Origin of the sequence: Alteromonas sp. MB-3u-76 (genome assembly GCF_002831605.1) — a bacterium.
Taxonomy (GTDB): domain Bacteria; phylum Pseudomonadota; class Gammaproteobacteria; order Enterobacterales; family Alteromonadaceae; genus Alteromonas; species Alteromonas hispanica.
Window position 1 is genome coordinate 2,088,291 of sequence record NZ_CP025115.1, and the last position, 13,111, is coordinate 2,101,401.

The following is a 13,111-nucleotide window of genomic DNA, read 5'->3' on the forward strand; positions in this document are numbered from 1 at the left end:
TAGAAAAACGAATTTTAAAGATTTAAAGGGGTTTTAGGGTGTCAAATGGCTTAGCATTGTACTGCTTTATTGCGGCAGGCGGCGCAACGGGTGCATGTTTACGGTATTTTGTTACCACAACCATAGATTCTTGGTTTGGAAAAAACATGCCGTTTGGTACACTAACGGTAAATGTTATCGGCTCATTCGCCCTGGCGGTACTCTATGGCTTTATAGAACGTCACGATTTGAGCGATTCGCCATACCGCGCGCTCATTGGCGTGGGGCTACTTGGTGCGTTTACAACATTCTCAACGTTTTCTATTGAAACGTTAACCTTGTTAGAAAATGGGCTATGGCTGAAAGCCGTGGCAAATGTATTTCTTAATGTCGGCGCTTGTTTATTAGCAGGCTGGCTGGCGATTGAATTTATGAAAGGATAAGTAGGAACACATGTTAGATCCAAAGTGTTTGCGAAGCGATATAGAACAAACTGCCGAACGTTTGGCTGCCCGTGGTTTTAAGCTTGATGTGGCAGCATTTAGTTCGCTTGAAGAAAAAAGAAAAACACTTCAATCCAGAACGCAGGATCTGCAGAACGAGCGCAATGTGCGAAGTAAGTCTATTGGCAAAGCAAAAGCACAGGGACAAGACATTGCGCCATTGTTAGCTGAAGTTGGCAAACTAGGCGATGAATTAGACTCAGCAAAGGCTGAACTTAGTGAATTGTTGGAAGAAATAACAACAATGACGCAGGGCATTCCAAATTTACCCGATGAGTCTGTGCCTGTTGGTGAAAACGAAAATCATAACGTTGAGATTTCGCGTTGGGGCGAGCCAAAAAGCTTTGATTTTGAAGTAAGCGATCATGTGGATATAGGTGAAGGATTAAATGCGGGCCTTGACTTTGCAACGGCCAGTAAAATTACGGGCAGCCGCTTTGTGGTTATGCGCGGTGATATAGCTCGCCTTAATCGTGCATTAGCGCAGTTTATGCTCGACGTTCATACAACCGAGCACGGCTATCAAGAAATGTATGTTCCTTACTTGGTAAATTCAGACAGCCTTTATGGCACGGGTCAGCTTCCTAAGTTCGGTGAAGATCTTTTTCACACTCAGCCGGCAACAGAAGAGGGACAAGGGTTATCTCTTATCCCAACAGCAGAGGTTCCGCTGACTAATATGGTGCGTGATGAAATAGTGGACGCTAAGTCTCTGCCCGTGAAAATGACGGCGCATACGCCGTGCTTCCGTTCTGAAGCAGGGTCGTACGGCCGTGATACTCGTGGTCTTATTCGTCAACATCAATTTGACAAAGTTGAACTAGTACAATTAGTAAAACCTGAAGACAGTTTCGAGGCACTCGAACAGCTTACCAGCCACGCAGAAGCGATTTTACAAAAGCTAGAATTGCCGTACCGTAAGATGTTGCTTTGCACTGGCGACATGGGCTTTGGTGCATGTAAAACTTATGACTTGGAAGTTTGGTTACCAGCGCAAAACACGTACAGAGAAATTTCTTCATGCTCTAACATGTTAGATTTCCAAGCGCGTAGAATGCAGGCGCGTTTCCGTAATCCAGAAACGAACAAACCTGAGTTATTGCACACGTTAAATGGCTCTGGTTTGGCTGTAGGGCGTACTTTAGTCGCTATTTTAGAGAACAATCAGCAGGCTGATGGTAGCGTTACAGTACCAAAGGCGTTAGTACCTTATATGGGCGGTATTGAAGTATTGAAGGCCCAATAGATTGTTCTAACTCAACAGTTAACTATTGATATATAGAGAAAAGCCTGAGTAAAAATATCTCAGGCTTTTTTGTATTCATATATGAAAGTGGTTACGCATAACGCTTACTTGTGCCGATTTGTGCTGAGTTGGGGTAGTTTGGACATTCCGTCTTAAATTTTCAATTATCTCTGTAGAGCTTTAAATACAAGGCTTACAGAGCATCATCAAATTTCATATCATCATGTTTTAATGAAAATTAGGACATGTTCATGGCATTTGATGAACGCAGACAGATATTATTAGCTTCAGAATTAGACGATTTATATGGAATTCCCACCCTTGATGACGAACAAAGACGGCAAAACTTTTCGTTAAATAGTATTGAAGCAGACGCGGCTGCTCGTATCCGCAATATTTCACATCGATGTTTCTTTATTGCTTTATTAGGATACTTCAAGATCAAACCCATCTGTTTGAATGCGTCATTTGGTGATACTGAATCTGATCTTTGGTTTATCGCAAGTGAATACTATGATAAGCCAACCTTAAAACGCTTCACGGTAAGTCCTGCGCAAATCTCGCGGTTTTACAAGCGTATATTTAAACTGCGTAAGCATCATGAATGGAATAAATCATGGCAAGGGCGATTTATCAGCGCATGCCAATGAAATTGCGGCTACGTGTATAGAGCCGAGATATTTATTTGATGCTTGTATTGAGTTTTTATCGGTAATATTTTATTGCCTCAGGACGGTTAATGCTCATATGCTATCAATAATCGAGATTTAGATGGGAGCAATTACGAACAACCCCTGAGACTATGATTTTGTTTTTGAAAAAAAACCGGACGAATTACAAATACGTGCGAAGCAAACCAGTCTGCGTTCTATGCTGTCATGAAGGCCCCCGCTCGCATCAATTAATTTGTCTGGGGTAAAAATCTTCGCCGCACTATTGAATCAGGCCGTCGTATTCTTCATCAAAGTTCGTCAATTGATGGTTATGATGACAAATGGCTATTTACGGTTTACATTCATAAACTGTATATACGGAGATGCGCATGAATTCACCAGATTTCCCTGCAGACGAAGCTTCAAGATTACTTGCGTTAAAGCGCACTGCGTTACTCGACTCACCACCGGAAGAACGGTTTGATCGAATTACTCGATTAGCTGCGTCTGTATTTAATGTTGACATCTGCTTGGTTTCCTTTGTCGATAGCGACAGGCAATGGTTCAAATCAAAAGTGGGTATTGATGATTGCCAGACAAGTCGTTCAATATCGTTCTGCGGGCACGCGATATTACAACATGACGTATTGGTAGTACAGAATGCTACCAAGGATGCGCGTTTCTCTGACAACCCCTTAGTACTACAAAAGCCAAATATTCGTTTTTATGCGGGTGCGCCACTGCGTGAACCTGGCGGGCAGCCCATAGGTACCTTATGCATTATCGACTCAAAAGAGCGAGAATTTTCACAACGAGAAAAGCAGCAATTACGCGGGTTTGCTGATTTGGTTGAACATGAAATAGCTAAAATCGATATTGAGCATCTTGAGCAGCGCCTTGTGGCGAGCAATCTGCGTACGGCCTCAATTATTGAATCGTTACCGGATATGGTCTTTGTTATTGACACACACCTTCGGTTTACCCTGTGTAATGAACATCCTGATTTGCTCAAGCCAAAAGATGAGGTTTTGGGGCAAAAGCTCTTCGATGTGTTACCTGTCGAATTGGCTAACCAAATGAATCGTTACGTTGAAAAGGCGTTTAATAGTAATACGTTACTTCAACACCAGTATACCCTCAATAAACTGAAGCAATCTTTCGAAGCAAGGTATCAAAAGTTAAATAACAGTGAAGTGCTAGTGATTGTGCGCAATATCACGAATGAGAAGCACAAAGATGACATCATCAACGATAACCAGCACTTACTTGATGCGGTTATTGATACCAATAATATAGGAGTATGGCGTTTAAATTTACTGGATGGCCAACTCATTGTTAATGAGAAATGGGCAACCTTACTCGGCTATGAGTTATATGAGCTCATGCCCATCAACAGGCACACATGGGAGTGCCTGACTCATCCAGACGACTTGGTTTATGCCGCGCAGCAAATTGATGAATACGCACTGGGTTTAACATCGCATTACGATGTCAATATTCGAATGAAACACAAAAACGGCCAGTGGAAATGGATAAACACGAGAGGAAAGGTGGCGTCAAATGCACCAAATGGCGAGGTTGAATGGTTATTAGGTACGCATTTTAGTATTGATGAGCAGTTGCAAGCAGAAAGTCAGCTCAAAGAGACATCGTCTAAAATGAGCGCTGTAGTAGACAACTTACTTGATGGCATCATCACCATTGATTCAAGCGGCATAATGCTGACTGCTAATCAGGCTGCGCAAAGCATTTTTGGGTACTCACATCGCGAGCTTATTGGTCAAAATGTCAATATGCTGATGGGCTCGCCGCATCGCGAACACCATGATACGTATTTATCAAACTATCTTAGTCGCGGTATCAGTAATATTACGGGACAAATTCGCGAGCTAGACGCACAGCGAAAAGATGGGTCGGCATTTCCTATTGAACTGGGCGTGGTTGAAGTATCTCTAGATGATGAAATTAACTTCATCGGCATAGTGCGTGACATATCAGAGCGTAAAAAGCGCGAAGACAAAATACACCAGCTCGCTTTTTACGACCCCCTAACATCCCTTCCAAACCGTCGCTTGTTGTTGGACCGTTTGTATCAAGCGCAATCCAATTGCAGCCGCACAGGCGCCCATGCAGCATTACTGTTTCTCGATTTAGATAACTTTAAGGATTTTAATGACAGCGCAGGGCATGACAAAGGTGATTTGTTACTGTGTGAGGTAGCCCAAAGGCTGGCGCAAACCGTCGGGCATGGGGGTACGGTATCGAGACTGAGTGGTGATGAATTCGTCATCCTCGTCACAGAATTAAGTGACACCGAAGAGGTGGCTGCGTCACAAAGTGAAGCGCTCGCTGTAAAACTGTTAACAAAAATTGGGCAGCAATATGATATCGAGGCCATCACGTATCAGTGTTCAGCCAGTATCGGCATTACTATTTTCAATCGAAGCGCCGACGTTCTTGGCGACTTATTAAAACAAGCCGATATGGCGATGTATAAGGCCAAAGCAGCAGGACGAAATCGCGTATGTTTTTTCAACCCGAAAATGCAGGCTGATGTAAATACAAAAGCGGAGATAATTCAGGAGTTATACGCCGCAATTTCAAACGAGCAATTTGAACTGTATTATCAAAAGCAGACTGACGACTATGGCCATGCCATTGGCGTAGAAGTGTTGCTGCGCTGGTGTCATCCTATGAAGGGAATGATTTCACCAGCGCAATTTATTCCCATCGCAGAAGATACCGGCCTTATCGTTCCAATAGGTCAATGGGTTCTACAGCAAGCGTGCCAAACGCTAGCTAGCTGGGCAAAGGAGTCCGCTAAAGAAGCACTTACCATAGCCGTTAATATCAGTGCTATCCAGTTTAATAAAAACAATTTCGTGCAGACAGTGCTTGACGCGCTTCACCATACCGGCGCCAACCCTCGTCGCCTAAAATTAGAGTTGACGGAGAGCATGCTGGTCAGCGATATAGCTGATATCAAAACTAAAATGTCTGCACTGCAGCAACACGGAGTGATGTTTTCTATAGATGATTTTGGGACTGGTTATTCATCGTTATTTTATTTAAAGCAACTACCGCTAAATCAATTAAAAATAGACCAGGCCTTTGTGCGAGATATCTTGGTTGATGACAATGACAGAGCTATTGCACAATCAGTGATAACACTCTCGCAATCATTGAAGTTAGAGGTTATCGCTGAAGGTGTTGAAACACAGGCGCAGCGCGCACTGTTACAGAGCATGGGCTGTAATGCTTATCAAGGATACTTGTTTGGAAAGCCGTGCAGCATCGACGAATTAGAAATTTAATACTAATCAAGCCCACGTAAGGTACTACGAGGAACCAGTCAAAAAATGGCAGCTGGTAGGTCTGCGTACCTGCGGCGAATGTATATAGATTGCATATATGGCGTTGGGTGAGGTTGATGATAGATATTTTGCCGCTTGAGCTTTGCGGCCTTAATGGATTTGGTGCTTCCAAAGGGCATCTTTTTATTCTAAATACAAAAAAAGACAGCGGTGAAAGAAAGTGGAAGAAAAAAACAAGCTAAACGAATTGCACATGGAGGTTGCGCGTTTACGACAGATAATTGATGGAACAAACATTGGTACATGGGAATGGAATGTGCAAACTGGAGAGACGCGCTTTAATGAGCGCTGGGCGCAGATTATCGGCTATACATTAGACGAGATTTCCCCAACCAACATAGACACATGGCTTAACTTTGCCCATCCCGATGATTTAGCTGAGTCGGAGCGCCTGTTGAATGCGCATTTTGACGGCCACACTCCCTTTTATCACTGTGAAGTTAGAATGAAACACAGAGATGGTACCTGGATTTGGGTAAGGGACCATGGCAGGGTAGTGACTCGCAACCCTGAAGGCTTGCCCGAGTGGATAGTGGGCTCACATATCGACATTACGCAAGAAAAACGAGAGGACATTGCTGCACAACGCTTAAATAAAATAGCGAGTTCTGTACCCGGTGTAATCTATGAGTTTGAAATGGACGATGATGGGCAAATGGCCTTCCCTTATGCCAGTCCTGGAATTGCTGATATTTATGGGGTTACGCCGGAAGAGGCAATGGAGCAGGTTGATGAAGTGTTTGCAGCAATACACCCAGCCGATGTGGAATATGTTGAAAAGAGTATATTGCAGTCAGCACAAAATCTAGAGCCTTGGGTCGCAGAGTATCGTGTTGAGTTACATGGCCAAACTCGCTGGGTCTCTGGCTATGCTAGGCCGGAACGCCTCAACAATAAAACGCGATGGTATGGGCTAATCGTAGATTCGACAGACACAAAAAAGGTGTCGCTCAAATTAGAAGAAAGTCAGCGTAGGCTTAAACAAGCACAAACGCTCGCGCAGCTTGGTCACTGGGAGGCGAATACTGAAACAGGCGATTTATTTTGGTCTCCACAGATTTTTGAGATTTTTGGGTTTGAGCCCGATAGTTTTCAGCCTTCGACCAAGGCGTTTTATGATGCCGTTCATCCAGATGATAGAAAGAGAGTGCAGGCGAGTGAAGAGCAAGCAAAGTTAACAGGCATACAAGATGTAGAGCATAGAATTGTTCGACCTGATGGCACAATACGCTGGGTACATGAGTATGCTCATGTTGTTCCGCAGCGTGACAATGCTGATAGCTCGGTGTTAATTGGCACGGTGCAAGATATTACAGAGCGAAAAGCGCTAGAAATAAGATTGAGAGAACAGTCTAACACCGATGCCCTCACACAAATTTTTAATCGGGCCTTCTTGAAAAAGCTGTTCAACGCCAATCATGGCCGTTTGAATGACAATGAAGAATGCGCAGTTATTAGCTTTGATATTGATTATTTTAAGAAAGTTAATGACACATACGGTCATGCCGTAGGCGACAGAGCGTTAACGCTTCTTGCACAAACAGTGAAAGAAGTGCTTCGTTCAGATGACGTTTTCGCCAGAATGGGCGGCGAGGAGTTCATGATAATTCTACCGGGTACAACCCTCAGTGAAGGCTACTGTTTAGCCGAACGTGTTCGGGAGTTGGTGGAATATACCGCCATTTCGACCCGCTCGGGCGTCACCCATATTACAGTAACGCTGGCGGTTGCTTCTTATTCAATGAACGATTCATCCGTCGAGGATTTCTATGTACGACTTGATGATGGCTTGTATAAAGGGAAAAGAGAAGGGAGAAATCGAGTGGTATTAGTGGACAATGAAGAAGCTTAAAGTGTATAGCCCATCATAGCCCCACATTGAGAAATTTTCGTTCACTTCTCCGATAACGCCGGTGACAAAAAATCGAATCATCACCATGGATTTATCTAAAGAGCGTTGAACGTTAGACAGTTTTGTTTCCGCTTGCCTCGCTGCTGTCACATCATTTGCAATTTTAAATATTTTCAGTATGTTTCCACCATTGCTGACAGGAACGCATATCGCCTCAAGCAAAACTTTATTTCCCTGTTTGTTGATACGGGAAAATCTTAGGGAAGATGATTCACCGATTCCTAGGTCGTGTTGATTTTTGTTGTTCATGTTCTCATCAACCCACATCGGTAACCACATAAGCGCAAAGCCAATGCCAAAACACTGTGGTAGTTTCTGGTTAACTTATCATATCGGGTCGCTACGGCTCGATACTTCTTGATTTTCAACATTTCATTCTCGACTAAATGACGATAGCGATACATCGCCCAATCAATATCATTGTTGCCTGTTTTACTGTTCCCTTTCCTGCTTTTTTTGCTTGGCATAACGCCGTATCCGCATATTTAATGAGATCGTCAAGAAGGTGTCCACGCTGACAAATGATAATGCAGCATACATACTTTCAACTGCTGGAAAATTGCAATCAATATGATGCCAGCCGATACAAGCGGAAAAAATAGCATTCCGTGTAAACAAAAACGTGCACATCGCATCACAGACTATCTGAAACAGGTATTAACAGTTAGTTTGGCTGCACTAAGTGAAAATTGAGCACTCGTGCTACCTCAAGTCAAGAGATAGCTTTAATTTAACGTTTTGAATATACTTTGAAATATTAAGTGTTTTTAATTTTCTCGGGGTCAACTATGTCTCGCCGTAATCAAGCTATCATCGATGAAGAAGTGACTTTTTCTGATGAGGAAGAGTTAGTTTCAGTCACTGATATGCGAGGGGTCATCAAATATGTTAACAGTGAATTTTGTCGAGTTGCTGGTTTTACCAGCGATGAACTTATTGGCAAAAACCATAACATAGTCCGTCATCCAGATATGCCAAAAGCAGCATTTGCTGACATGTGGTCAAAGTTACAAGCAGGAAAGTCGTGGCGTGGTGCAGTAAAGAACAGGTGCAAAGATGGAAGATATTATTGGGTTGATGCGTTTGTTACACCTGTTTTTGAATCAGGTGAACTGGCTGGGTTTCAGTCGGTAAGGACGACACTTTCCCTTTCAGTTAAAACGCGCGCGGAATCACTTTACGCTCGCCTAAACAATGGCGAACGTATTAAAAAACCCATGTGGTCTTCTCATCAGTTTCGGCTATGTGGTTTTATACTGTTGTCATTGATTGCTTTGCTTTTGTCTTTTAAATCACCGTATTTTGCCCTTATTTTCCCTATTGCGACATTCTTTTGTTTTTATGCCGAGCTCATCAGAACACCAAGCATACTCAAAAAGATGTGCCATGAATACGATAGCGTTTCCAGGCATGTTTACAGTGGCTCATCGCTTATTGATGTCATACATTTTAGGGAGTTGTTACATCAAGGTCGAGCGCAAACGATTCTGGTCAGAGCCAGTGATGGCGCAAAAATGCTATTAGAGAGTGCGGTGACTTTAAAGCGTGCCTCTTCAGAAACGCAAAAGGGCGTAGAGCGGCAAACTCGAGAGCTTCATCAGTTGGCTGCGGCAATTGAAGAAATGTCTACGACTATTCGCGATGTGGCATCAAATACTGCCAGTACATCAGAGCGTGTTGATGCTGTACATGCGGAGTGCAGCAAAGCAACAGACTCAATGAAAAATACTATGGATGCCGTTACGGTTTTATCAGATGAGGTCTCTGCATCTGCTCAGGCGTCAAAGGTATTAGCTGATGAAGCAGAAAAAATTGGCAGCGTGACGAAAGAAATTCAAGGTATTGCAGATCAAACGAATTTATTAGCCTTAAATGCAGCTATTGAGGCTGCCAGAGCGGGAGAGCATGGTAGAGGATTTTCTGTTGTTGCAGAGGAAGTGCGAGCGCTATCAACGCGCACCCACGATGCCACAGAACAAATCCATCATTCCATGGCAGGTATTAGGGAAACGTTACTTGCGTGGGCTGGAAAAATGCAACAGGGTAAGCAAGCGGCAGAGCAGTGTTTGTTAGACACTCAGGGAACCGTCAATATTATCAATAAGGTTTATGATGACGTCGCTACAATAGCAGACTACGCAACACAAATTTCAACTGCAGCCGAAGAGCAAAGTGTGGTAGCAGAAGAAATTAGTAGAAATGTTGTTAACGTTAATCACGAAGCGGATAATAACCTTGTGTTAGCTTGCAATGTGTCGGAACAATCGGACCAAATTACAAAACGCTCAGAGTCACTGGCTTCTTTACCACTCTCGTTCCGAGAATAGCGGTGTATCTTCAGTCCTATTGGTGAAAAGTGTTTTAGCTAGGGATATTAATGTTTAAATATAAAATAAAATTTGACAGTGATGCATTCACGGTATTGGTTTCCGATGAGGCAGTTTATCTTCAGGAAAAAACTTGATACTCTGCTAAAAATACTAGGTGCTGAAGCCCTATTTATTGGTGTAGTTGGCAACCATAAGATCTCGACATTATAAATGGCTAGTTCTCGTGCCATTGAGCAAACAATTACATTTACCATAAATAATTCACATAACGACGCAGCTGAAAGGGAAGCAAAAGACCCGAACCATATTCATTCTTCATCAATAATCTGCACTAACTTGCCTAACGAGATAGAGGTGAGTATGAATGCGCCCATTTCCAATGAAAACGCTGGTACTGTAGGTATGCTTACAGGGTGCTTTGCAGCTTCAGCCGATGTTGAGCCACTGAAAAAAAAGCTATTTGAAACCGTTGCAGAGCAATTGAGTGCTTACCTTCAAAAGTGCTTCCTAAATAAACAAACGACGGCACAGCTAGGACTGTTAAACGACATTCAATCTATCGCAAAAATTGGGGCATGGGAGTTTCACTATCACGCCAAAGGCGTATTTTGGTCTGATGAAATTTACCGTATTTACGGAGTGTCAAAGAATCAATCACTCACGCCAAATGAAGCCATGAGCTTTTATGCGCCTCAATCGCAGGAAAAAATTAAGCGCGCATTTCACGACCTTACAACCAATCTTGAGGCTTATGATTTAGAGCTTGCTTTTACCGACGCCAGTGGCAATGCGAAGTGGGTGCGAACTACCGGAAACTCTGAGGTAGACCAACAGGGCAAAGTGGTGCGAGTTTATGGCACATTTGAAGATGTAACAGAAGCAAGGCTGATATCTACTCGCCTTAAGGAACATACCGAAACACTCGAAAATATTTTGAATAACTTGAACGATGCAGTCATCACTATTAACAGCGAAGGCCAAATACGGCAGTGCAACGAGGTAGCAGTTAGGCTGTTCGGTTATGATAAGAGTGAGCCAATAGGCGCGAATGTTGCCATGTTAATGCCACAGCCCTATGCCATGAAACACGATAGTTACATGCAACACTACAAAGCAACGGGTGAGGCTAAGATTATAGGTGTAGGTCGGCAACTCCCGGCTAGAAGAAAAAATGGCGACGTTTTTCAAATGGAGTTATCGCTAACTGAGTCGGTGGAGAAGGGAGAGAAACAATACATTGGGCTGGTAAGAGATATCTCCGATAGGCAGTATAATCAGCTGCGTTCCATTCAAGCCAATTACCTCAGGCGCGAGACGTTAGTTGACGCCAATGATGCTATCTGTAATGCGATTGCACGATTACCTATCTTTAAACACTACCAGATCCAAGAGAATTTATTGCACGCAAGTGCTGATGGCCAAAAGTTCGAAAGTCGGCTAGAGACATTTAAAACCCGTTATGCCTCCAAATACTTCGGCACTAACAAGGGCGTGTCTGCGGTCACGTTGGTAGCAAATCATGCCGCCATCAACGCAAAAATGATTGGCGCTAATGAGCATGAATCTCACTTTATCTACGACCTGTTGTTCAGCAATACCTCAGACATCAAGCCGGATGTATTATCAACGGATACTCACGGGGCTAACCATATGAATTTCGCTCTGCTAGACTTATCTGGCTATGCGTTTGCTCCTCGCTATGCAAATGTTGGTAGCGTCATTGATGACCAGTTTAGCATTCACAATGAACAGTTAGTGATGAAAACGCCCATTGATATCGCCACAGTCGAGAGCCAATGGGATGTCGCACAACGGATCATGATCTCTCTGCAGCGCAAGACAACCACACAAGCTGTATTGGTGCGCAAACTATCAGGTTACCCCAAAGATCACCCTTTATTGAAGGCCATCACCGAATACAATCGGTTGGTTAAAGCCCTTTATATCTTGAACTACATGGGCGATGAGAAACTTAGAAAACATGTGCAACGTGCTTTGAATAGAGGTGAAGCTTATCATCAGCTGAGAAGAGCAATTGCTTCGGTTAATGGGAATCGATTCCGAGGCTCGACTGATTATGAAATTGAGTTATGGAACGATTGTGCACGATTGCTGACCAATGCCATCATCTACTTTAACTCACTCGTGCTCAGTAAATTACTTGTTCACTTCGAGCATACGGGGCAAATCGATATGCTAACACTGACACAACAGGTGTCGCCGGTCGCTTGGACAAACATCAATCTCAATGGTACCTACAGTTTTAACTTCGGTCAGGATATACTTGATATGGATGAATTAATCCGTCCAATTACGGAAGAAGAGGTGTTGATTGAAAATTGACGAGCCTCTACAAGCACTGGTAATAAAGGGCTGCGGAGATAATTGAAAATCTAGGACGGAATGTCTGCAGGTAAGCGGTCAAAATAGACCGCTCTTTTATTCTTAAGCTAAGCCCCTAAAATCTAATCATTGATTAATATAGGAGAAAATATCAATGACTAGACGAAGCTCTCAAGAATGGCAGCAACTTATCGATGCGCAAGAAGCCAGCGATATGACCATCGCGCAGTTTTGCCACACGCACCACATTAACCAGTCCACTTTTTATTTGCAACGCAAAAAACGTCAAGCTTTGTCGTTGCCGCAGACATCACCGCAATGGCTGCCCATTGACAGCATGACCTCACATCGGCCAGCCATGCGCCAATGGCAAATCGAGTTAACGCTACCAAACGGTGTGGTGCTGAACATGAGTAGAGATGGTTAATGCTAACAGCAAGTAGCGCTAAAATATGGTTATATCTTGGTATTGCCGATATGCGCAAGCAGTTCGACGGCTTAGCGGCGTTGGTGAACAATCAGTTGCAGATGCAAGCACAGCTCGGCGATTGGTTTGTGTTTGTGAACCGCAAACGCACCATGATAAAAGTGCTGTATTACCATCAAGGCGGTTACTGTTTATGGTCGAAAAGATTGGAGCGGGGCACCTTCGGTAAAGTGTCAGGTAATGGGCATAAAATCGCCCTGAACACCGCGCAGTTACAGTGTTTGATTGATGGTGTTTATTGGCAAAAAGGCAAACAAAACATGCGACTTAAGTAGCTGAATTTG

Annotated in this window: 10 protein-coding genes and 3 pseudogenes; 11 read left to right on the plus strand and 2 right to left on the minus strand. The window is 43.4% G+C overall.

The window, feature by feature from the left end; all coding sequences use genetic code 11:
* The first annotated feature begins 38 nt into the window (after positions 1-38).
* The 6 genes from crcB to CW735_RS09285 all read left to right on the plus strand — a co-directional run bounded on the left by crcB (position 39) and on the right by CW735_RS09285 (position 7,607).
* Positions 39-422 (plus strand): fluoride efflux transporter CrcB, encoded by a 384-nt coding sequence (gene crcB / locus CW735_RS09265; RefSeq protein WP_071979006.1) that lies wholly within the window; start codon positions 39-41, stop codon positions 420-422.
* 10 nt (positions 423-432) lie between these two features.
* Positions 433-1,728 (plus strand): serine--tRNA ligase, encoded by a 1,296-nt coding sequence (gene serS, locus CW735_RS09270; RefSeq protein WP_071979005.1) that lies wholly within the window; start codon positions 433-435, stop codon positions 1,726-1,728.
* 251 nt (positions 1,729-1,979) lie between these two features.
* Positions 1,980-2,378 carry a DUF4158 domain-containing protein gene (locus tag CW735_RS09275; protein ID WP_071979004.1) on the plus strand — a complete coding sequence of 133 codons (399 nt, stop codon included), beginning with the start codon at positions 1,980-1,982 and terminating at the stop codon, positions 2,376-2,378.
* A gap of 392 nt (positions 2,379-2,770) precedes the next feature.
* Complete coding sequence (locus tag CW735_RS09280) at positions 2,771-5,695, plus strand: bifunctional diguanylate cyclase/phosphodiesterase (protein WP_100971806.1); 2,925 nt, start codon at positions 2,771-2,773, stop codon at positions 5,693-5,695.
* 116 nt (positions 5,696-5,811) lie between these two features.
* On the plus strand, positions 5,812-5,937 hold the full coding sequence (locus CW735_RS20015) for a hypothetical protein (protein WP_269529704.1): 126 nt from the start codon (positions 5,812-5,814) through the stop codon (positions 5,935-5,937).
* Positions 5,916-7,607 (plus strand): GGDEF domain-containing protein, encoded by a 1,692-nt coding sequence (locus CW735_RS09285; RefSeq protein ID WP_100971808.1) that lies wholly within the window; start codon positions 5,916-5,918, stop codon positions 7,605-7,607. The genes CW735_RS20015 and CW735_RS09285 overlap by 22 nt, the downstream gene beginning before the upstream one ends.
* Here the strand turns inward: CW735_RS09285 and CW735_RS19740 are convergent.
* On the minus strand, positions 7,584-7,916 hold the full coding sequence (locus tag CW735_RS19740) for a hypothetical protein (RefSeq protein ID WP_198033625.1): 333 nt from the start codon (positions 7,914-7,916) through the stop codon (positions 7,584-7,586). The genes CW735_RS09285 and CW735_RS19740 overlap by 24 nt on opposite strands.
* 9 nt (positions 7,917-7,925) lie before the next feature.
* Positions 7,926-8,116: pseudogene (locus CW735_RS09290) on the minus strand (IS5/IS1182 family transposase); the annotation flags it as partial.
* A 339-nt stretch (positions 8,117-8,455) separates the two neighbouring features.
* Here CW735_RS09290 and CW735_RS09295 point away from each other — a divergent pair.
* The 5 genes and pseudogenes from CW735_RS09295 (at position 8,456) to tnpB (ending at position 13,102) form a co-directional block, all read left to right on the plus strand.
* On the plus strand, positions 8,456-9,994 hold the full coding sequence (locus CW735_RS09295) for a methyl-accepting chemotaxis protein (RefSeq protein ID WP_071979000.1): 1,539 nt from the start codon (positions 8,456-8,458) through the stop codon (positions 9,992-9,994).
* Positions 9,995-10,399: 405 nt separating this feature from the next.
* Positions 10,400-11,206, plus strand: a pseudogene (locus CW735_RS19920) (PAS domain-containing protein); the annotation flags it as partial.
* A 45-nt stretch (positions 11,207-11,251) separates the two neighbouring features.
* Positions 11,252-12,340: pseudogene (locus tag CW735_RS19925) on the plus strand (Tn3 family transposase); the annotation flags it as partial.
* Between the two features lie 154 nt (positions 12,341-12,494).
* Positions 12,495-12,767 (plus strand): IS66 family insertion sequence element accessory protein TnpA, encoded by a 273-nt coding sequence (tnpA, locus tag CW735_RS09305; RefSeq protein ID WP_100970758.1) that lies wholly within the window; start codon positions 12,495-12,497, stop codon positions 12,765-12,767.
* Positions 12,767-13,102, plus strand: coding sequence for an IS66 family insertion sequence element accessory protein TnpB (gene tnpB / locus CW735_RS09310; RefSeq protein ID WP_100970759.1), 336 nt, complete (start codon positions 12,767-12,769; stop codon positions 13,100-13,102). Before tnpA ends, tnpB begins: the two co-directional genes overlap by 1 nt.
* The last annotated feature ends 9 nt before the right edge of the window (positions 13,103-13,111 follow it).

What these genes read in the sequence shown, in the direction of transcription:
- CW735_RS09295 (WP_071979000.1), top strand. Translation starts at nt 8,456, where the DNA reads ATGTCTCGCCGTAATCAAGCTATCATCGATGAAGAAGTGACTTTTTCT.
- CW735_RS19740 (WP_198033625.1), bottom strand. Translation starts at nt 7,916, where the DNA reads ATGAACAACAAAAATCAACACGACCTAGGAATCGGTGAATCATCTTCC.
- tnpA (WP_100970758.1), top strand. Translation starts at nt 12,495, where the DNA reads ATGACTAGACGAAGCTCTCAAGAATGGCAGCAACTTATCGATGCGCAA.
- tnpB (WP_100970759.1), top strand. Translation starts at nt 12,767, where the DNA reads ATGCTAACAGCAAGTAGCGCTAAAATATGGTTATATCTTGGTATTGCC.
- CW735_RS09280 (WP_100971806.1), top strand. Translation starts at nt 2,771, where the DNA reads ATGAATTCACCAGATTTCCCTGCAGACGAAGCTTCAAGATTACTTGCG.
- CW735_RS09275 (WP_071979004.1), top strand. Translation starts at nt 1,980, where the DNA reads ATGGCATTTGATGAACGCAGACAGATATTATTAGCTTCAGAATTAGAC.
- CW735_RS20015 (WP_269529704.1), top strand. Translation starts at nt 5,812, where the DNA reads ATGATAGATATTTTGCCGCTTGAGCTTTGCGGCCTTAATGGATTTGGT.
- serS (WP_071979005.1), top strand. Translation starts at nt 433, where the DNA reads ATGTTAGATCCAAAGTGTTTGCGAAGCGATATAGAACAAACTGCCGAA.